Origin of the sequence: Pacificispira sp. (assembly GCF_965228185.1) — a bacterium.
Lineage (GTDB): Bacteria > Pseudomonadota > Alphaproteobacteria > UBA8366 > Aestuariispiraceae > Pacificispira.
On sequence record NZ_CBDDHE010000006.1, the window covers coordinates 656,279 to 675,613 of the forward strand.

Here is a 19,335-nt window from a genome sequence, read left to right on the forward strand (position 1 = left end):
GGCCCCCCACGGGCGCGGACACTACCCGTCCTGCGCCAGGGCAGACAAGGACCGAATGGCGTCGACGAACCGCTGCAAAGTGTCCGAGATCGCGCCCCGGGGCAGCATCGCCTCGATCAGTTGGAACCGGCTTTCATCGGCATGGGCCGCTTCCAGCGCAGCGGCCAGTTCGGCGCGGGTCGTAACCCGGTGCCCGCGCCCGCCCAGCCCGTCGGCCAGATTGGCGAATTGCCAGTCCGGCAGGTCGTGATAGCCCGGCCCCGGCTGGAACACGCGCAGCATTTCCCAACTGGCATTGTTGAACAGCACGACAATCGGATTCCATCCGTATTTTCGGCAGTTGCCCAATTCCCAGCCGGTCATCTGAAACGCACCGTCGCCGACCAGAATCAGCGGACGCCGTCCCGTCGCCGCCTGTACGCCCAACCCGCCCGGCACACCGAATCCCATACTGGCGTAATAACCCGGCGCGGCCAGTTCGGAATTGTCGATATCCATCGCCGTGAACAGACAGTCGCCCATATCCGACGTCATCGGCATGACCCCGTGCCGGTCGAACAGATCGTTGATACCGCGCGCGATGTCCATCGGGTGCAGCATCTCGCCATCCGCCTGCAACGGCCCCAGGTCATGCGGCCGCAGCCCGGACCGGGCATCGCCCAGCGCCTCGGCCTCTTTCAGCAGCGCATCGACGAAGGCGCCCAACAAGACTTCGGGATAGTAATGCAGGCCGACGCGCACCTGTCCGTCGAAGGCATGGACCGCGTGACGCATATCGACCTTGCCGCCGGAAACGCCGAAATTCGTGTCGCACAGGATGACACCCAGCATCAGCAGGCAATCGGATTGCTCGACGACGGCGCTGACCTCCGGCTTGCCCGCCGCGCCCAGATAGGTGCCGGCCAGCGGGATGTTCTTGCCCGCCATCAGGCCGCGTCCCATGAAACTGGTCGTGACCGGGATTTTCAGAACCCGGGCCAGTTCGGCGATCTTTTCTTCAACGCCGTAGCGCCGCGCCTCGACGCCGACCATCAATGCCGGCCGCGCGGCAGCCTTTAGCCGGGCCAGGACTTCGCGCGCCGCCGATTGCGCCGCTTCGGCATGGCCCTGCGGCGGCTGATAGTCCGGTACCGGCGCAACATCGGCGGCAACCAGGTCGCGCGGGATTTCCAGATAGACCGGACGGGATTCGTGCAGGCAGCGGTCCAGCACCCGCGCGATCTGCGCCGGGGCCGTCGCCGGATCGTCCAGCCGCGCCTGATCGCAGGTCAGTTCCTTGAATATCTCCCATTGCGAATCGAGTCGCTTTACCTGGTGGTGCAGCAACAGGCCGCGCGATCCCTCCCCCGCCCCAGGCGCGCCCGAGATGACGACCATCGGCGTCTTCTCCGCATAGGCCTGGGCGACCGGGTTGATCATGTTCAGTGCGCCCGCCCCATAGGTGACGCAGGCAACCGACAGGCGGCTGGTGAACCGCGCGGCCCCATCGGCAGCGAAGCCGACGCCCGGCTCGTGGCTCAAGGTATAGAGCGGCAGGATCGCGCTCGATTCCATGATCTTGAAGAACGGCAGGGCGAAGTCGCCCGGAATGCCGAAGACCTCCCCCGCGCCACGCGCTTTCAGGGCGGTCAGAACCGCCTCCGCCAATCCCGGCATCGCATTGTCCCCTGTCCGGTCGCACCGTTGATTTCAGCACTATGACCAGTGAAAATTTTTGGCGCAATTGGGGTCCCAAAATACGCAACACACGATATGCAAGCGCCGGAATCCGTGAAACGCTACGCGGCGCAATCTCCACAAATCGGCAATGCCGTTACTCACCTGCAAGGGAGCGTACTGAATGAAAATTGGTTTTATCGGACTGGGCAATGTTGGCGGCAAGCTGGCGGGCAGCCTGTTGCGCAATGGTGTGGACCTGACGGTCCGTGACCTGAACCGGGAGACCGCCCAGCGTTTCCTGGACGGCGGCGCGGCATGGGCCGACAGTCCGAAGGCGATGGCCGAGGCCTGCGATATCATCATCACTTGCCTGCCTTCCCCCGCCGCCAGCGCCGCCGTGATGGAGGCCGAGGACGGCATCCTTGCCGGCCTGTCCGACGGCAAGATCTGGGCGGAGATGAGCACGACCGACAGCGCCGAGATCACGCGCCTGGGCAAACTGGTCGAGGCCAAGGGTGCGGCGCCCGTCGACTGCCCCGTCTCCGGCGGTTGTCACCGCGCCGATACCGGCAACATCGCGATCTTCGCGGGCTGCGAACGGGCGACCTTCGAACGCCTGCTGCCGGTCCTGACCGTGTTGGGCCGCCGGGTCCTGCATACCGGCCCGCTGGGCAGTGCATCGATTCTGAAGGTCATCACCAATTATCTGGCGACCGCCAATCTGGTCAGCGTCTGCGAGGCGCTGATGGTCGCCGGCAAGTCCGGGCTGGATCTCGGCATGGCCTTCGAAGGCATCAAGATCTCGTCCGGCAACTCCTTCGTTCACGAGACCGAAAGCCAGGTCATCCTGAACGGCAGCCGCGACATCAGCTTCACGATGGATCTGGTGCTGAAGGATATCGGCCTGTTCCAAAGCGTCGCGGACAAAGTCGGCGTTCCCTTGGAACTGAACCCGTTGCTGATTAAGATATTTGAGGACGGTCAGGACCGCTATGGCCCGCGCGAATGGTCGTCCAACATCATCCGACGCCTGGAAGACGCCTGTGACATGCACATCGTCGCGCCCGGCTTCCCGGCGGAACTGGTCGACGACGAACCGGAAGAACCAGGATACGAGGTGACCGCCCGACGTGGCTGACCCAGCGCCCCTCCAGCCGAAAGACGGTGTCGCCCGCACGGGCGACTACCTGTCCTTCCACGCCGCCCTTCGCCCCCAGGCGACGGCGTTGATCGCGGATGGGCGGTCCCTGAGTTTTTCGGAACTGCGGGATCGGGCGCGGTTCGCCGCGTCCGCCCTGGCGCAGGCCGGGATCGGACCGGGCGGATTTGCCTGCGTGGAATGGACGGGGCTTCTGGATCATATGCCCCTGATCCTGGCGCTGGAGAGCCTCGGCGCGGCCAGCGCGTCCTTCCTGCCCGACGCGGCCGCGCAGGATCATGCCGAAATGCTGGCCCATGCCGACCTGGTCTTGAGCGACCGGCCGCTGGCGGGCGCGGCGCGCAGGACCATGGGGATCGCCACATTGGGTGCCGGGCTCAAGGCGGCGGGCGATCCGCCCAAGCCCCCGATCGACCCGGCATCGGTCTACCGCATGGTCACCAGTTCCGGCACGACCGGCACGCCCAAGGTCATTGCGATCACGCTGGGCCAGACCGAACGGCGGCTGGACGTCATTCAATGGATGGTCGGGTTTTCCGCCGCGTCCCGTTTTGTCCACTGCATGCCCTATACATTCCAGGGCGCGCAGTTCCAGGCTTCCGCCTGTCTGCGCGCCGGTGGGACCGGCATCCATGTCGGCTTGTCCGAATTGTGGGACGGCCTGGCGGAGAAGAAGGCGACCCATACGGCCGTCCTGCCCTTCCATTTCACGATGCTGGAATCGGACGAGACGTTGCTGGCCCTACCTGAGGGGCTGACGATCACCAGTTACGGCGGGGCGGTCCCCGAGCCGGTTCGGGCGCGATTCCGTCAGGCACGGCCGGATATCCGGCTGTTCGAAACCTATGCCACGAACGAGCTGGGCACCATTGCGGTGCGGCTGACCGACGGCAGTTACCAATGCTGCCCCGGTTCCGAGGTCCAGATCGTCGATGGGGATCACCGGCCGCTGCCGCCGGGCGCGGAGGGGATCGTCCGCATCCGGAAGACCGGCATGGTGCCGGGCTATATCTATAACGCGCGGGCCAGCGCCGAGAAATTCCACGACGGCTGGTTCTATCCCGGCGATGTCGGCCTGAAACCGGACGCGACGCTGTTCCGTATCCTGGGCCGGGAAGATTCCCTGATAAATGTCGGGGGCGTAAAATTCTCCGCCGATGAGCACGAACGTGTTCTGACCGCCCTGCCGGAAATCGCGGATGCCTGCCTGCTATCCCGGCCGAACGCCAAGGGCGAGAACGAGATCTGGGTCGCCGTCGTCAGCGCTGCGGAGATGCCCTTCGATGCCTTGGCCGATCTGGTTTCGACCGCCCTGCCCGACCTGATCGGCACGATCAACATCCTGACCGTCAATCAGATCCCGCGCACGACGAGCGGCAAGGTCCAGCGCCAGGCGGTGCTGGACGCGTTGAACCGGCGGGAAGGCTGACGCCGCCCCGCCGTCCGCATCATTCGAATTCCAGGATCGGTTGGTCGACCGCCAGGCTGTCGCCCTCCGCGGCGTGGGCCTTCAGGACCGTGCCGCCGCTGGTTGCGCGCAGCACGTTTTCCATCTTCATGGCTTCCACGACGGCCAGTTCCTTGCCGGCTTCGACCGTATCGCCTTCCTGAACCATCAGGCGGACCAACAGGCCCGGCATCGGCGACAGCAGGAATTTCGACATGTCCGGCGGCGGCTTGTAGGGCATCAACCGGCGCAGCTTCGCGTGCCGGCTTTCCAGCACCAGCGCCCGGATGCGCGCGCCGTCATGGCTTAGGACGAACCCCGCGCCGTCGCGGTCGATCTGGAACAGGCGTTCGGCCCCGTCGATACTGGCACGGAAGATCGGAGAACCCGGCTTCCAGCCACTTTCGACGACAATTTCCCGACCATCGATCGTCAGCCGCGTTCCGTCGGCCAACCGCTCCAGATGCAAGGTCACCTCGGTCAGGTCCTTGTCGCCCAGAAAGACGGTGTAGTCCGTCGGCAGCTTCGGAGCGCGGTTCTCCTCCTGACCGGTCAGGCGGCGTTCGCGGGCCTCGAACCGGTCCTGAATGACGGCGGCGACGGCGGCGAACAGCCCCGAATCTTCCGGCTTCAGATGGTCTTCGGTCAGACCATCGGGATATTCCTCGGCGATGAAATTCGTCGTGATCTGCCCCTCGGCGAAACGCGGATGCTTCGCCAGATTGGCCAGGAAGGGCATGTTGTGGCTCAGGCCGCGCACATGATAGCCGTCGATGGCCCGGCGCATCTCCTGGATCGCCTCGGCCCGGTCCTTCCCGCCGACGATCAGCTTCGAGATCATCGGGTCGTAGAACATGGAAATCTCGGCGCCCTCGTAACAGCCGCTGTCGACGCGCACGCGATTGTCCTGCGCGCCCGGTTCGATATAGCGGCTCAAACGGCCGGTAGAGGGCAGGAATCCACGCTCGGCGTCTTCGGCATAAAGCCGCGCCTCGATGGCCCAGCCCTTCAGCGTCACATCCTTCTGGGTGAAGGGCAGCTTTTCGCCGTTTGTCACGCGGATCATCAACTCGACCAGATCGAAACCGGTCACGAATTCCGTCACCGGATGTTCGACCTGCAGACGGGTGTTCATTTCCAGGAAATAGAAGTTCCGGTTCTTGTCGACGATGAACTCGACGGTTCCGGCGGTGCGGTAATTCACCTGTTTCGACAGGGCGACGGCCTGCTCGCCCATGGCCTTGCGGGTCGCCTCGTCCAGGAAAGGCGACGGTGCTTCCTCGATGACCTTCTGGTGGCGGCGCTGGATGGAACATTCGCGTTCGCCCAGATAGACGCAATTGCCATGGCCGTCGGCCATGACCTGGATTTCGATATGGCGCGGCTCCTCGATGAACTTCTCGATGAAGACGCGGTCGTCGCCGAAACTGTTGCGGCCCTCGTTCATGGCGGAAACCAGGCCGGACCGCGCCTCGGCATCGTTCCAGGCCAGGCGCATGCCCTTGCCGCCGCCCCCGGCCGACGCTTTCAGCATCACCGGATAGCCGATTTCCTTGGAGATCCGAACCGCCTCTTCGGGGTCCGTCACGGCCGCCAGATGGCCCGGCACCGTATTGACCCCGGCGGCCTGGGCGATCTTCTTGGATTCGATCTTGTCGCCCATCGCCTCGATCGCGCCGACCGGCGGACCGATGAAAGCAATGCCTTCCTTTTCCAGGCGCAGGGCGAAATTCTTGTTCTCGCTGAGGAAACCATAGCCCGGATGCACGGCTTCGGCCCCGGTCTGCTTGCAGGCCTCGACGATCCGGTCGATGACCAGATAGCTTTCCGACGAGGCTGCGGGACCGACCGGCACCGCCTCTCCGCCCAGCGCCAGCGCCGTCTTCACATGCAGCGCCTCGGCATCGGCCTCGGAATAAACCGCGACGGGGGTGATGCCCATCTTATGCGCGGTGCGCATCACGCGGCAGGCGATTTCGCCCCGGTTGGCAATCAGGATCTTCTTGAACATGTTTTTCCCAATCCTTCCGGAAACTCAGTTAGTGTTTCGTGGGGAGTGAAAGACGGCCATGGCAATCATCAGGCCCATGAATTTCAAATCCGGCGCGAATGCGGCGGCTTACGAATACTGGTGCGGTTTGGTTCGGGACGACATCCTGCCGGCCCGGCGCGACATCCTGCCTGATCGCATGGTTCGGTTCCTGCCGAATGTCATGCTGATGGATGTCATTCGCGACCCGGATCTGGATTTCCGTTTTCGCCTGATCGGGACGCGGCATCGCGATTTCTGGATCAAGGATCTGACCGGGTGCCGCATCCGCGACACAGAGCAGCAGGGCCCCGGCACCGTCATCTGGAACGCCTGGGAAAAGGTCGCGAATTCCGGCCTGCCGATGAGCACCCGTGCGCCCTATGTCGGCCCCAAGAAGGAAATCTACGAGATCGAAGATATACTGATGCCGCTGGCCGAAGACGGCCGCACCGTCGATATGATCTTCGTCTGCTGCGACTATATCCCGAAGCCCTGACACCCTGCGCCTCATCGTGCAAATCTGACCCATTGGACCGTCCGCGTCAGAGCGGAATGTTCCCGTGTTTCTTCCACGGGTTCTTCAGGTCCTTGGTGCGCAGCATGGATAGCGCCCGGGCCACGCGGCGGCGGGTGTTGTGGGGCATGATGACGTCGTCGATGAAGCCGTGCTTTCCGGCGACGAAGGGATTGGCGAATTTGGCCCGATACTCTGCCTCTTTCTCCGCCAGCTTCTCCGGATCGTCGCGGTCGCCGCGGAAGATGATCTCCACCGCGCCTTTCGGGCCCATGACCGCGATTTCCGCCGACGGCCAGGCATAGTTCACGTCACCGCGCAGATGCTTGGACGCCATGACGTCATAGGCACCGCCATAGGCCTTGCGGGTGATGACCGTGACCTTCGGCACCGTCGCCTCGGCATAGGCGTAGAGCAGCTTGGCGCCGTGCTTGATGATTCCGCCATATTCCTGGGCCGTGCCGGGCAGGAAGCCGGGGACGTCGACCAGGGTCACGATGGGGATATTGAACGCGTCGCAGAAGCGCACGAAACGGCCGGCCTTGATCGAGCTGGCAATGTCCAGGCAGCCGGCCAGAACCATGGGCTGGTTGGCGACGATGCCGACCGGGTGGCCTTCGATCCGCGCGAAGCCGACGACGATATTCGCCGCATTGTTCGGCTGCAGCTCGAAGAAGTCGCCCTCGTCCGAGATCTTATGGATCAGTTCCTTGATATCGTAGGGCTTGTTCGGATTCGGCGGCACCAGCGTGTCCAGGGACAGGTCCGGGCGGTCGATCGGGTCGTCCGTCGGCCGATGCGGCGGCTGTTCCTTGTTGTTCAGCGGCAGGAAGCCCAGGAAACGGCGCAGCTGCAGGATCGCCTCGACATCGTTTTCGAAGGCCAGATCGGCGACGCCGGATTTTGACGTATGGGTCGACGCGCCGCCCAGCTCCTCGGCGGTTACCGTCTCATTGGTGACGGTTTTCACGACCTCCGGCCCCGTCACGAACATGTAGGACGAATCCTGGACCATGAAGATGAAGTCGGTCATGGCGGGCGAGTAGACCGCGCCGCCGGCGCAGGGCCCCATGATCATGGAAATCTGCGGCACGACACCGGAGGCCAGCACGTTGCGCTGAAACACATCGGCATATCCGGCCAGAGAGGCGACGCCTTCCTGGATCCGCGCGCCGCCGGAATCGTTGAGGCCGATAACCGGCACGCCGACCTTCATCGCCTGGTCCATGACCTTGCAGATCTTGCGGGCATGGGCCGCGGAAAGCGATCCGCCGAAGACGGTGAAGTCTTGGGAGAAGACGAAGACCCGGCGGCCGTTGACCAGGCCGTGCCCGGTGACGACGCCGTCGCCCGGCACCCGGTTCTCGTCCATGCCGAAATCGGTGCAGTCATGTTCGACGAACATGTCCCATTCTTCGAAGGACCCTTCGTCCAGCAGCAGATCCAGCCGCTCCCGCGCCGTCAGTTTGCCCTTACCGTGCTGGGCGTCGATCCTGGCCTGGCCGCCGCCCATCCGGGCCCCGGCGCGCATGTCCTCCAGGCGTTGAAGAATGTCCTGCATGGGAATCCCCCCGCTTGAATGCGTTTTCGTCTTGTTTCGACCCAGTGTTTTACAGGGCGGTTACGGCGGTGACCAGCGGTACGATTACGCAGATGCGAGAAGGGAGAGGAAACGATGCGCCTGATCGATTTCCTGCGCCAGCCGGTCGCGGCGCTTGGCGGCCTCCTCGTCGACGCCCCACAATTCCTCCTGATAGGTCTCGTCGATACGGGACAGGGCGAAGGCTTCCGCCGGCGCGCAACGGCCTTCGACCACGGCAAGCGCCAGCAGGAAGGAGCCGGTCGCCGTCGTCAGAACATGAACGGCGGTCAACTGGAACGGGTCGAAGGACTCCGCGAGGGACCGGAACCGCGCCCGGGTTTCCTCGGGCTGGTCGACCGGCATCAGCCCGGCGGTCGTCTGGAACTGCACGTCATACCGTTCCGACGCCCAGGCCAGAACCGGATCCCAGCCTTCCGCCTGACGCTGCGCCAGTTCCACCGGGGTGTCGGCGCGGTAACACAGCAGATCGGACCCGGCATAGCCCGCGGCGTCCGCGGCGACCTGTGCAGCGGCGGCCGTGACGCGGTCGATCGCGGTCGCCGACAGGGTCATTTGCGGCATGGTATCCGGGACGATCTTGTCGCCCTGATCCGCCCATTCCGCCGCCACCGCCTCGGCCAGCGCCCGACTGGGCAGGGTCAGCGGCGCCTTGGCCGGCGTGCGGACGGGTTTGCCGTCCAACAGGACGGAGAATCCGCCCTCCACCGTGCCGGTGCTGCTGGTCTTGTAGAATCGTTTCATCGCGCCCTTCCATGAAAAAAGCCCCGGCTGCTTAGGACAGCCGGGGCTTTTGCTCAAGTCCGGGACGGGATCAGTTGCCGAAAAGGTTCTTCACGGCCCCGCCGATCCCTTCCTCGATCGCCTTGGCCGGGTTTTCCACCGGGTTGGTGGCGGCACCGGATTCCTCAGGCTGATTCTCAAGCTGTTCCTGGCTTTCCGCCACTTCCTTGCGGCAGGGGTGATCTTCCGGCAGATCGCCGACCACCGCCAGCAGCGCCGGGGCAATCCCGCCGGTCAGCACGCCGGTCAGGATACCGATGCCGACCGTGGTCGGATCGGGGATGACAGACGGGTTGGTGAAGGAACCCGAGACCTGCAGCGGCAAGGTCGCAAGGCCGGCGCCGCGCGGCTTCACCGCCAGATCCAGTTGCTCCGTCCCCAGGTTGATCTGTCCCCGCGTGGTCACCGTGACCGGACCCGACGCGGTATAGCCGGCCTTCGTCTCGGCCAAGCCCTTTGTCAGATCATAATCGAAGACCGCACAGTCGAGCAGGATCCAGCCGCCCTCCGACGCAAGCATATTGGCAATCAGGTCGCCGAACGCATCTTCGAACGCTTTTTTCAGCACGCGGCTGTCATAGACGCTCATCTGGAATTTGCCGTCCAGCGACGCGGCGATGGCGCGCGGATTGTTACCGGCCCCTTTGAGGTCGATGGTCAGATCCAGCGGGCCTTCAACTTTCTCCGCCATGCCGGAACCGGCCAGCAGCGCGTCCAGCCCCATCTTGTCGCCGTTCAAAACAATGGCCAGCGGCGCTTCCGCCTGGCTGCCGTCCAGCGCGATCGTGCCACTGATCGACCCGGTACCGACGCCCGCCTTGAAGGGCGAGACCGTCAGACTGCCGTTCTGAAGCGAAATGGCCACGTCCAGATCGGTCAATTGCGACACGGCGATCAGCGTGCCCGCCTTGTATTGAATATCGGCATTGATCGAGGACAGCATTTCGAACGGCAGCGGATCGGCCGGGATCACCTTGCCGTCATCCGGCTGTGCCGCGCCGCCGGATGCGGCACCCCCACCGGAGGAGGTTTGCCCGCCTTCAGACGGCGGCGAGACGTCCTTGAGGTCGAAACGGTCGGAGTTCAGGCGCGCGACAATGCTGGGCACGTCGCCGGTCCCGTCGAAGGTCACGGTGCCGGAAATGTCGCTGTCGCCGATCTTGGCCGCGAAGGGTTCCAGCGACATCGGTTCCCCGGCGTCGCCCTTCAACTGGCCGGAAATGTCCACAGGTCCGATGGCCGGAACATCCGTTCCGGCGACATCCGACAGGACCGACAGATCGGGCGAGACCACTTTGAAGCCGAGATCCGCGCCGGACATCTTGACCAGATCCGCGACGGTACCATTGGCCTCCACCAGCAGGGTTTCGGCCTTGCCGAGCGCCAGGGCTAGCTCGCTGAGCGACATCGTGCCGTTCGCATCGCCGGCCACGCGCAGGGACATGTCCAGCGGTCCAAGCGCCGGGACGGCAGCGTCGCTGAACGCCTCCACCAGCGGCGACAGGTTACCGACTTCTGGCGAAACCGCCTTGACCGTCAGGTCGACGCCGGTCTGGGCCATCAGATTGGCAATCCCGCCATTGGCCTGGACCTTGATGGTTTCCGGCCGGCCGAAATCGACCGCCAGATCGTTCAGACCCAGCCCGGATTCCATACCGCCGGATACTTTGGCGGTCATGTTCATCGGACCGATATCCGGGATTCCCTGGCCGGAATAGGATTTGGCGATATCGGAAAGATTGCCCAGTTCCGGCGACTTCGCGGCGATGTTCAGATCGATCGCATCCTGCTTCAACAGATCGCCCACGCCGCCCGTGACGGACAGCAGCAACGTATCCGCCCCGCCCAGCGTCAGGTCCAGCCCCTCGGCCGCCAATCCCGAATCCATGCCGCCATTGACGGCGACCTTCAGGCTCATCGGGCCGAGCGGCGGGATGCTTTGATCCGGACCCGCAACCTGCTGCACGACCGGGGTCAGATTGCCGATCTGCGGCGAGGTCACGTCGATATTCAGCGCGATACCCTTTTGACGCATCACGTCCTGGATATCGCCCGCGGCATTGACGAGGATCAGATCGTCCTTGCCGAGACGCGCATTCAGGCCGGAGACCTGCAGCCCGTCTTCCAGACCGCCCAGAACGTTCAGCTTCACGTCCAGCGGCCCCAGATCCGGCACGTCCTGACCGGCGAAGGCGCGCGTGATCGGCGACAGGCGGCCGACTTCGGTGCTCTTCACCGCGACCGCCAATTCAATCCCTTCCTGGCCCTGCGCGTCGGCGATCTTGCCGTTGACGGTGGTATGAATGACATCGGGTTTGCCGATATCGACGACCAGCGGATCGACCGACAGCGCGTCGCCGCTGCCTTTCAGGGTCGCATCGACCTTGAACCCGCCCAGGCTGGGAACCTGAATGCCGGCGATCTTGGCCGCATCGGCCAATTCCTGGCCCAGCGCGCTGATCGTCACGTCGATGCCTTGCTGACCGGCCAGATCCTGGATCTGTCCGATGATGGAAACGTCGATGCCGGCCAGATTGCCGACGAAATCGACCGGGGTCGGCTGACCCGCGTCGGTCATCGACTGAAGCGAGCCCATTTGCCCGGTCATGATCAGGGCCAGATCGTCGAAAGCCGCGTCGAGATTGAGCGCCAGCGGTGCGTCGGCCGCCTCGCTGCCCAGCGTCAGTTCGGTCAGACGGAAGGTCTGTTCGGTGTTCTGGGCACCGTCTTTCATGACGACTTCGACATCGGCGATGCGCAGATCGCGGATGATCGGCAGAACCAGATCGGCGTCGCCGCCGGAGGTCTTCGGCTCTTCCTCCTCGGCGGCCGTGCCGAAATCGGTGTTGCTCATGCCCTGCGCATTCGTTTCGACGATCGCGCGGACATTGTCGACATGCACGCGGGTAATGTCCGGCGTGTCGCCCAGCAGCGAGAACAGTTTCAGTTCGATATCGACGGAGCCGACCTCGACCATTTGCGGCCGCGAGCCCCATTCCGCATTCGTCAGGGTGATGTCGCTGGCCTTCAAGAGGGTGTCGGACCCCAATTCGAATTCGATCGGGCCATTGATCACCAACAGACGGCCGGTGGAATCCTGAACCGCTTCCTGGATTTCAGGTTTCCAGGCGTTGAGGTCGACATTCAGGATGTAGACGACGGCGCCGACCACGAGAACGACCACGCCGGCCAGGATTCCGCCTACAATTTTCAGAATTCGACGCATTACTCATCGCTCCATATCGTTTGCAGAAGGCCGGGAATTTCAGCGAAGCGTTCGGCAACAACGCGGGCACCCGCTTTTCGCAGTTCGGCGGGCGGGTGATAGCCCCAGGAAACCCCTATCGCATGGGCACCGGCCCGGACCGCCATCGTCACGTCAAATACCGTATCGCCGATCATGACCGTATGCCAGGGCTTAACACCTAACTCGTCCATCGCGTCAATCAAGATGTCCGGGTTCGGTTTTCCCGGCCCGTCATCGGCCGTTTTCAGAACCGCGAAATGGTGACCGATACCGTGGCGGGTCAATGTATGCCCCAGACCGCGCCGGCCCTTACCGGTCGCGACCCCTAGCAGATAACGCTCCTCAGACGCCAAGGATGCGAGGATTGTGGCACAATCTTCATAAAGCGGCTCCTCATGAGCGCCGACTTCCCGGCCGCCGACGAACACCGACTTGTAGTTTTCCGCCAGCTTCTCGTGCAGGGCACGACCGGCATGCGGCGCCAGATTCGCGATCGCCTCGACCAGCGGAAGGCCGATCTGGTGGCGCATCAGGTCCGGGTCCGGCGGCTCCATCCCTTCGGCGCGCCAGGCCGCCGACAAGGTCGATACGATGATATGCCCGCTGTCCACCAGGGTCCCGTCGCAATCGAAAACGATGAGCCTCGGCGTTGTCATGGTCACTCCGTCAATTCGGCGAAGGGATCGTCGAAATCCGGGCCCCCGGTTTCGAATTCGAAGAGGGACAGTGTCTTACGAAAATGTGGCGGCGGCTGGGCGACGATCCGCGCCCCGGCCCCAGGCACGCCGGGCGGCAAGGTAAGCGAGCGCGCATGTAGATGCAGGCCCTTGGGAAGCTCGTCACCGGGCAGGAACGCATCCTTGCCGCCATATTTGCCGTCGCCGAGGACCGGCGTGCCGATCGCCGCCAAATGGGCGCGGATTTGATGCGTCCGGCCGGTGCGGGGCCATAGGGCGACCAGCGCCGCCTTCCGTGCCGCCCGTTCCATGACGCGGAATTCGGTCACCGCCGATTGCCCTTCATCCGGATCGGCGACGACCCGCTCGCCCCCAGCGCCACCCTGCTTGGACAGGGGAATACGGATCGTGCCCTGTTCCGGATCCGGCACACCGGCCGTGATCGCCCAATAGATCTTCTGCATCTGACGGCCCTTCAGGGCACGCCCCAGTTCCGTCGCCGTTTCCCGGTCCCGGGCCAGCAGCATCACGCCGCTGGTATCCTTGTCCAGACGGTGGACCAGGCGCGGCTTCTCCTGCGCGTCGAAGGTCAGGAATTCCAGCATGCCGTCCAGATGCCGGTCCGTCTTGCTGCCGCCCTGCACCGCCAGTCCCGGCGGCTTGTCCAAGCCCAGAATGGCGGCGTTGCGGAAGATGACCAGTTTGCGGACGAAAGCCTCATCGCGCGGATCCGGCCCCTTGGGCGGGCGCTGCCCCGGGGGCGGCGCGGCATCATAGGGCGGAATCCGGACGGACTGTCCGGCGGCAACCCGTGCATCTGTCTTGGCCCGACCGCCATCCAGCCGAATTTCGCCCTTGCGCAGCGCCTTCTGCATGCGGCTATGCGGCATATCCGGACAGCGCGTCTTGATCCACCGGTCCAGGCGCATGCCCTCTTCTTCCGGACGGACCTCCAAGGTCTGCACACCACTCATCCCAGTACCATCCTGGCGAACGCAATGCCGCCGATAAGGCCAAGAACCGCCAAGACCGCCGATCCCAGCGCATAGGCCGCTGCCAGCGCCATCTGCCCGCGCTCGATCAGCAGCACGACGTCCAGTGCATAAGTCGAAAAGGTTGTGAACGCCCCCAGAAACCCGACGGTCAGGAAGGCACGCAATCCGGGCATGGGTTCCGATATATGGGTCAGGGCGTGGATCGCGACGCCCGTGAGGATACTGCCCAGAACGTTCACGGCGAAGATTCCCCAAGGGAACCCACCCGCCGTCCAGCGCATCACCTGGTCCGCGAAATAATGCCGGGCCAAGGCCCCGAGGGCGCCGCCGGCGGCGATGGCAAGTACCGCATTCATGGAATGAGGTTATGCGTCCGGGCAGGGCCGGATGCAAGTGCCGCCGGACGGAACATTGGGCAGGATTAGCGCCTATTCAAACCGAATTGAATGGGCTAGCATGCGGCCCGCGGCCAGAAAGGCGCTTCGCAATCGCGGATTTCCGCGGTTCCCTCGAACATGATCCAAATCCGATGTTTGGGAAGCCCATGGTCCGAAGCAATCACATCGGCAATCTGCACCCTGTTATCCAAGAGGCCTATACCTATTGGAACCGCAAGCGGGGTGACAGGCCGATGCCCAGCCGCGAGGATATCGACCCGATCGATATCCCTGGGATCATCCCGCATATCATCCTGATCGATGTCGAGCATGACCCGCTGGATTTCCGGTTTCGCCTGATCGGCACCTATGTCGACCGTCATGTCAGCGGCTCCTATACCGGCAAGCGGCATCGCGACATTCCCCAGAAGGGCCCGGGGTCGGGCATCTGGAATGCACTGGAACAGGTCGTCCGGACCGGCGAACCGCATGTCGACTATCTGGGCTATTACGGCCCCGTGCCGGAGGTGCGCGGCGTGGAGGAGGCGATCCTGCCGCTGGGCAAGGACGGCCGTATAACGATGATGATGAACGTCCTGGTCTTCATCGCCAGCCGCAATCCGATGGTCGATCTGACTGCGCGCTACCGCCCGGACTGGCCGATCGGCTCCGCCGAGGCCGAGCAGTTCCGAATTTCAATCAACGACTAGAACGGTAACCGTTCTAACCCGCGCCGCCCTCGGTCTCCTTCCGAAGCCGCCGGGCACGGCGCGCGAGCATGTTCAGCACCTCGACCAGGCCGGAGAAGGCCATCGCGGCATAGACATAGCCCTTCGGCACATGCGCGCCGAAGCCTTCCGCGATCAGCATCATGCCGATCATCAGGAGGAAGCTGAGTGCCAGCATGACCACGGTCGGGTTGCGTTCGATGAACCGGGCAAGGGGACCGCTGGCCACAAGCATCACAAGCACCGAGACGATGACCGCGCAGATCATAATCGGCAGATGCGGCGTCATGCCGACCGCCGTGAGGATGCTGTCGACGGAAAAGACGATGTCGAGCAGCAGGATCTGAACGATGGCAAGACCGAAACCGATCTTGCCCCCGGTCGACGGCTTTTCTTCCTCCTCGCCGGGATCGACATGGTGATGGATTTCCATCGTCGCCTTCCAGACCAGGAACAGACCGCCGGCGATCAGGATCAGGTCGCGCCATGAGAAATCCAGCGTGAAGACGGTCAGAACCGGCTTGGTCAGTCCGACCAGCACGAACAGCAGGCTCAACAGGCATAGCCGCATGATCAGGGCCGCCCCGATCCCGACCCGGCGCGCGCGGGGGCGCTCGGCCTCCGGCAGTTTGTTGGTCAGGACCGAGATGAAGACCAGATTGTCGATGCCCAGGACGACTTCCATCACGATCAACGTCAACAGGGCAATCCAGGCCTCCGGACTGGCGGCCAGCGTCATGATATCCATCTCGGGCGTCCCCTATTCCTCGATTTCGGCCTGCCGGCGTTTCTTTCTCAGACCGTCCCAATATTCCAACCGCTTCCGGATCTCGCGTTCGAACCCGCGCTCCACCGGCTGATACAGTTTCGCCCGGGACATGTTCTCCGGGAAGTAGTTCTGTCCCGAGAAACCGTCCGGCGCGTCGTGATCATAGGCGTAATCCTTGCCGTAACCCTGGTCCTTCATCAGGCGGGTCGGTGCATTCAGGATATGTTTCGGCGGCATCAGCGAGCCGGTTTCCTTCGCCGTCCGCCGCGCCGATTTGTAGGCGCCATAAGCGGCGTTCGACTTCGGCGCTGTCGCCAGATAGATCACCGCCTGCGCCAAGGCCAATTCGCCCTCCGGGCTGCCCAGGCGTTCATAGGTGTCCCAGGCCATCAACGCCTGATGCGCGGCTTGCGGATCGGCGAGACCGATATCCTCATAGGCGAAACGCACCAGGCGGCGCGCGACATAAAGCGGGTCCTCACCGCCTTCGAGAATGCGCCCGAACCAATAGAGCGCCGCGTCGCAATCCGATCCGCGTAGGGATTTATGTAATGCGCTGATCAGGTTGAAATGGCTGTCCTGATGCTTGTCATAGACCGGAAGGCGCCGCTGTACCGCAGCGGCCAGCCCGGCCGGGTTCATCTTCTCGGTCGTGCCGAGCGCGAACAGCGCCTCGGCCATGTTCAGGAGATAGCGCCCGTCCCCGTCCGCCATGGCGATCACGGCCGTGCGCGCGTCGTCGTCGAGCGGCAGGGCGCGTCCCTCCGCCTCCTCCGCGCGCGCCAACATGCGGCCCAACGCGGTTTCGTCCAGCCGGTTCAGCACATAGACCTGACAGCGGGACAGCAGGGCCGCATTCAATTCGAAACTGGGATTTTCCGTGGTTGCGCCGATCAGAACGATGGTTCCGTCCTCAACCACCGGCAGGAACCCGTCCTGCTGCGCGCGGTTGAAGCGATGGATCTCGTCGACGAAAAGCAGCGTGCCCTCCCCCGCCTGCCGGCGGGACGTCGCGCGGTCGAACACCTTGCGCAGATCGGCGACGCCAGAGAAGACGGCGGAAAGCGGTTCGAATTTCAAGCCGCTGCGCTCCGCCAGGAGGCGTGCCAGCGTGGTCTTGCCGCATCCCGGACCGCCCCAGAGGATCAGCGACGTAAGACGGCCATTGTCCAGCATCCGCCGCAACGACCCGTCCGGCCCGATCAGATGGTCCTGCCCGACGACCTCATCCAGAGTCCGGGGCCGCAGTCGGTCGGCCAGCGGCCTCGGCGCATCGGCTTCGAACAGGCCCGGCACGGGTCCGGAGGCGGGCGGGGCCATGCCTATCGGACCTCGACCGTCTTCCGGTCGCCGTTCCGGTCGATCACCAGACGCCAAACCGAGGGCGGGTCCTCCATGACCCTGGCGATATCCTTGGTCGTCCTGATTTCGAAGCCGTTGATCGCACTCAGGATGTCGCCCGGTTTCAGGCCCAGCCGCGCCGCGGGCGATCCGTTGGCGATTTCCACGGCCATGACGCCGTCGCGGTCGCGCGGCAGGCCCAACTCCTCCGTCACGGCCGGCGACAGGTTCAGGAAGACCGCGCCGGCAAAGGGCGCGTTGCGGCGAATGGTGATCGGTTCGCGCGGCGGGATTTCCGGCGGGGCGACCAGGGCGAAGTCCCGGGTCAGCACCGTGCCCTCCCGGATCACCGTCAGCTCCACCGTCTCGCCGACGCCCTTCGTGGCCGCGCGGAACCGCAGGTTCTTGATATCCTCGACCGGTTTGCCGTCCACTTCTGTCACGATGTCGCCGCCGCGCAGATCGGCCGCCTCCGCCGGCCCGTCCGCACGGACCTGTTCCACGATCACGCCATGCGGCCGGTCCATGCCCAATGCCGCGGCGATGTCCCAATCGACCGCCCGTCCGGTGAAGCCAAGCCACGGTCGAATCAACGTCTCGCCCGAGGCGGCGCTGCGCAGGACGGCGGCGACCATATTGGAGGGAATGGCGAAGCCGATGCCATGGGATCCGCCGCTGCCGGAGAAGATCGCCGTGTTGATCCCAATCAGACGCCCGTCCATCGCCACCAGCGCGCCGCCGGAATTGCCCGGGTTGATCGCCGCGTCGGTCTGAATGAAGGATTGATAGTCGGAAATATCGACGGATGTCCGCGCCAGGCCCGACACGATGCCGCTGGTCACTGTCTGGCCGACCCCGAACGGGTTGCCGATGGCCAGGACGAGGTCGCCGACGGCGACGGAATCGGAATCGCCCAGCGTGACGACCGGCAGATCGCCCTGCGGATTGGTCAGTTTCAGAATTGCAAGGTCTGTGCGCTCGTCCGACAGGATCAGTTCCGCCTGAAACTCGCGCCGGTCCCGCAGGATCACCTGAATGTCGTCGGCATCCGCGATGACGTGATGGTTGGTGACGACCAGGCCGTCTTCCGTCGCGATCACGCCCGAACCGAGGGAGTTTTCCGACCGGCGCTGCGTCCCGCCGAAATTGTCGCCAAAGAAGCGCTGAAAGAACGGGTCATTGAACAGCGGGCTGCGGAACCGCGCCGTCTCCACCACTTTCGTCGCATAGATGTTCACGACGGCCGGCGCGACCTGTTCGACCAGGGGCGCGTAGCTGAGCGTGATCTGTTCACGGCTTTGCGGCACCTGCTGAGCGGCGGCGGGCAGGCCCGCGGCAACACCCATCAGAACGGCGAGCCCGAAGGCTGAAAGGGAGCGTATCGTCATCCCCTTAGTGTAGGAAGCGCGGCCCCCGTTTGAAAGACGTCAGCATGCCTAACTCAACTCTTTGGCCCTGCGGTCCGCGCAAACGAAAAAGGCGGCGCCGAGTGGGCGCCGCCTTTGCCGTAACATTCAGTGGTGTCGCGGATTATTCTTCCGCGGCAGCTTCGACTTCCTGGGTCGGGCCGCTGTCCTGGCCTTTGGCGCTCTCGTCACGGTCGACCAGTTCGATGACCGCCATCGGGGCGCTGTCGCCATAGCGGAACCCGGCCTTCAGGACGCGGGTATAGCCGCCCGGGCGCGCTTCGTAACGCGGGCCCAGCTCGTCGAACAGCTTCTTGACCATGGCATCGTCGCGCAGCTGCGAATAGGCCTGACGGCGGCGGTGCAGGCCGCCCTTCTTGCCCAGGGTGATCAGCTTGTCGGCGACGCGCTTCAGTTCTTTCGCCTTCGGCAGCGTCGTCACGATCTGTTCGTGCTTGATCAGCGCGTTGGCCATGTTGGCGAACATCGCCTTGCGGTGTTCGGCCGTACGGTTGAGCTTACGCCCCTTGTTCAAATGCCGCATCGTACTCGTCCTTCCATAGGTAACAGTGGTTTGAGATGCGTCTCCGCCGGTCGCTCA

16 protein-coding genes are annotated in these 19,335 nt (G+C 64.1%); 4 read left to right on the top strand and 12 right to left on the bottom strand.

Annotation, left to right across the window (positions count from 1 at the left end; translation table 11 throughout):
* Positions 1 to 21: 21 nt before the first annotated feature.
* On the bottom strand, positions 22 to 1,656 hold the full coding sequence (gene ipdC, locus ACO06O_RS13765) for an indolepyruvate/phenylpyruvate decarboxylase (RefSeq protein WP_421880742.1): 1,635 nt from the start codon (positions 1,654 to 1,656) through the stop codon (positions 22 to 24).
* A gap of 184 nt (positions 1,657 to 1,840) precedes the next feature.
* Between ipdC and ACO06O_RS13770 the strand changes: the two genes are divergently transcribed.
* Both ACO06O_RS13770 and ACO06O_RS13775 read left to right on the top strand, forming a co-directional pair.
* Entirely contained in the window at positions 1,841 to 2,797 is a 957-nt protein-coding gene (locus ACO06O_RS13770) for an NAD(P)-dependent oxidoreductase (protein WP_421880745.1), read from the top strand.
* Entirely contained in the window at positions 2,790 to 4,247 is a 1,458-nt protein-coding gene (locus ACO06O_RS13775) for a class I adenylate-forming enzyme family protein (RefSeq protein WP_421880748.1), read from the top strand. Before ACO06O_RS13770 ends, ACO06O_RS13775 begins: the two co-directional genes overlap by 8 nt.
* Before the next feature lie 19 nt (positions 4,248 to 4,266).
* On the opposite strand, the gene ACO06O_RS13780 is transcribed toward ACO06O_RS13775, so the two are convergent.
* Positions 4,267 to 6,276 carry an acetyl-CoA carboxylase biotin carboxylase subunit gene (locus tag ACO06O_RS13780; protein ID WP_421880751.1) on the bottom strand — a complete coding sequence of 670 codons (2,010 nt, stop codon included), beginning with the start codon at positions 6,274 to 6,276 and terminating at the stop codon, positions 4,267 to 4,269.
* A gap of 58 nt (positions 6,277 to 6,334) precedes the next feature.
* On the opposite strand from ACO06O_RS13780, the gene ACO06O_RS13785 reads away from it, so the two are divergent.
* Positions 6,335 to 6,793 carry a PAS domain-containing protein gene (locus ACO06O_RS13785; protein WP_421880755.1) on the top strand — a complete coding sequence of 153 codons (459 nt, stop codon included), beginning with the start codon at positions 6,335 to 6,337 and terminating at the stop codon, positions 6,791 to 6,793.
* Between the two features lie 46 nt (positions 6,794 to 6,839).
* On the opposite strand, the gene ACO06O_RS13790 is transcribed toward ACO06O_RS13785, so the two are convergent.
* The 6 genes from ACO06O_RS13790 to crcB form a co-directional block, all read right to left on the bottom strand.
* Positions 6,840 to 8,372 (bottom strand): acyl-CoA carboxylase subunit beta, encoded by a 1,533-nt coding sequence (locus tag ACO06O_RS13790; protein ID WP_421880758.1) that lies wholly within the window; start codon positions 8,370 to 8,372, stop codon positions 6,840 to 6,842.
* 84 nt (positions 8,373 to 8,456) lie between these two features.
* Positions 8,457 to 9,155, bottom strand: a complete 699-nt coding sequence (locus ACO06O_RS13795) for an ATP12 family chaperone protein (protein ID WP_421880760.1) — start codon at positions 9,153 to 9,155, stop codon at positions 8,457 to 8,459.
* 70 nt (positions 9,156 to 9,225) lie between these two features.
* On the bottom strand, positions 9,226 to 12,420 hold the full coding sequence (locus ACO06O_RS13800) for an AsmA family protein (RefSeq protein ID WP_421880764.1): 3,195 nt from the start codon (positions 12,418 to 12,420) through the stop codon (positions 9,226 to 9,228).
* On the bottom strand, positions 12,420 to 13,097 hold the full coding sequence (locus tag ACO06O_RS13805) for an HAD-IA family hydrolase (protein WP_421880768.1): 678 nt from the start codon (positions 13,095 to 13,097) through the stop codon (positions 12,420 to 12,422). The genes ACO06O_RS13800 and ACO06O_RS13805 overlap by 1 nt, the downstream gene beginning before the upstream one ends.
* A gap of 2 nt (positions 13,098 to 13,099) precedes the next feature.
* Complete coding sequence (locus ACO06O_RS13810) at positions 13,100 to 14,092, bottom strand: pseudouridine synthase (RefSeq protein WP_420419583.1); 993 nt, start codon at positions 14,090 to 14,092, stop codon at positions 13,100 to 13,102.
* Positions 14,089 to 14,469, bottom strand: a complete 381-nt coding sequence (crcB, locus tag ACO06O_RS13815) for a fluoride efflux transporter CrcB (protein WP_421880771.1) — start codon at positions 14,467 to 14,469, stop codon at positions 14,089 to 14,091. The genes ACO06O_RS13810 and crcB overlap by 4 nt, the downstream gene beginning before the upstream one ends.
* A 188-nt stretch (positions 14,470 to 14,657) precedes the next feature.
* Here crcB and ACO06O_RS13820 point away from each other — a divergent pair, with 188 nt between their 5' ends.
* Complete coding sequence (locus ACO06O_RS13820) at positions 14,658 to 15,200, top strand: PAS domain-containing protein (protein WP_421880774.1); 543 nt, start codon at positions 14,658 to 14,660, stop codon at positions 15,198 to 15,200.
* Positions 15,201 to 15,213: 13 nt separating this feature from the next.
* Here the strand turns inward: ACO06O_RS13820 and ACO06O_RS13825 are convergent, their stop codons facing one another.
* The 4 genes from ACO06O_RS13825 to rplQ form a co-directional block, all read right to left on the bottom strand.
* A complete protein-coding gene (locus ACO06O_RS13825; protein WP_421880776.1) occupies positions 15,214 to 15,966 on the bottom strand; it encodes a TerC family protein in 753 nt (250 codons plus the stop codon).
* A 12-nt stretch (positions 15,967 to 15,978) separates the two neighbouring features.
* The gene (locus ACO06O_RS13830) at positions 15,979 to 17,307 is read right to left on the bottom strand and encodes a replication-associated recombination protein A (RefSeq protein ID WP_421880779.1); all 1,329 of its coding nucleotides are present in this window, start codon (positions 17,305 to 17,307) and stop codon (positions 15,979 to 15,981) included.
* A gap of 2 nt (positions 17,308 to 17,309) precedes the next feature.
* A complete protein-coding gene (locus ACO06O_RS13835) occupies positions 17,310 to 18,716 on the bottom strand; it encodes a Do family serine endopeptidase (RefSeq protein ID WP_421880782.1) in 1,407 nt (468 codons plus the stop codon).
* A gap of 142 nt (positions 18,717 to 18,858) precedes the next feature.
* Positions 18,859 to 19,278 carry a 50S ribosomal protein L17 gene (rplQ, locus tag ACO06O_RS13840; protein ID WP_420419577.1) on the bottom strand — a complete coding sequence of 140 codons (420 nt, stop codon included), beginning with the start codon at positions 19,276 to 19,278 and terminating at the stop codon, positions 18,859 to 18,861.
* Between the last annotated feature and the right edge of the window lie 57 nt (positions 19,279 to 19,335).

What these genes read in the sequence shown, in the direction of transcription:
- ipdC (WP_421880742.1), bottom strand. Translation starts at nt 1,656, where the DNA reads ATGCCGGGATTGGCGGAGGCGGTTCTGACCGCCCTGAAAGCGCGTGGC.
- ACO06O_RS13770 (WP_421880745.1), top strand. Translation starts at nt 1,841, where the DNA reads ATGAAAATTGGTTTTATCGGACTGGGCAATGTTGGCGGCAAGCTGGCG.
- ACO06O_RS13780 (WP_421880751.1), bottom strand. Translation starts at nt 6,276, where the DNA reads ATGTTCAAGAAGATCCTGATTGCCAACCGGGGCGAAATCGCCTGCCGC.
- ACO06O_RS13785 (WP_421880755.1), top strand. Translation starts at nt 6,335, where the DNA reads ATGGCAATCATCAGGCCCATGAATTTCAAATCCGGCGCGAATGCGGCG.
- ACO06O_RS13790 (WP_421880758.1), bottom strand. Translation starts at nt 8,372, where the DNA reads ATGCAGGACATTCTTCAACGCCTGGAGGACATGCGCGCCGGGGCCCGG.
- ACO06O_RS13795 (WP_421880760.1), bottom strand. Translation starts at nt 9,155, where the DNA reads ATGAAACGATTCTACAAGACCAGCAGCACCGGCACGGTGGAGGGCGGA.
- ACO06O_RS13800 (WP_421880764.1), bottom strand. Translation starts at nt 12,420, where the DNA reads ATGCGTCGAATTCTGAAAATTGTAGGCGGAATCCTGGCCGGCGTGGTC.
- ACO06O_RS13805 (WP_421880768.1), bottom strand. Translation starts at nt 13,097, where the DNA reads ATGACAACGCCGAGGCTCATCGTTTTCGATTGCGACGGGACCCTGGTG.
- ACO06O_RS13810 (WP_420419583.1), bottom strand. Translation starts at nt 14,092, where the DNA reads ATGAGTGGTGTGCAGACCTTGGAGGTCCGTCCGGAAGAAGAGGGCATG.
- crcB (WP_421880771.1), bottom strand. Translation starts at nt 14,469, where the DNA reads ATGAATGCGGTACTTGCCATCGCCGCCGGCGGCGCCCTCGGGGCCTTG.
- ACO06O_RS13820 (WP_421880774.1), top strand. Translation starts at nt 14,658, where the DNA reads ATGGTCCGAAGCAATCACATCGGCAATCTGCACCCTGTTATCCAAGAG.
- ACO06O_RS13825 (WP_421880776.1), bottom strand. Translation starts at nt 15,966, where the DNA reads ATGGATATCATGACGCTGGCCGCCAGTCCGGAGGCCTGGATTGCCCTG.
- ACO06O_RS13830 (WP_421880779.1), bottom strand. Translation starts at nt 17,307, where the DNA reads ATGGCCCCGCCCGCCTCCGGACCCGTGCCGGGCCTGTTCGAAGCCGAT.
- ACO06O_RS13835 (WP_421880782.1), bottom strand. Translation starts at nt 18,716, where the DNA reads ATGACGATACGCTCCCTTTCAGCCTTCGGGCTCGCCGTTCTGATGGGT.
- rplQ (WP_420419577.1), bottom strand. Translation starts at nt 19,278, where the DNA reads ATGCGGCATTTGAACAAGGGGCGTAAGCTCAACCGTACGGCCGAACAC.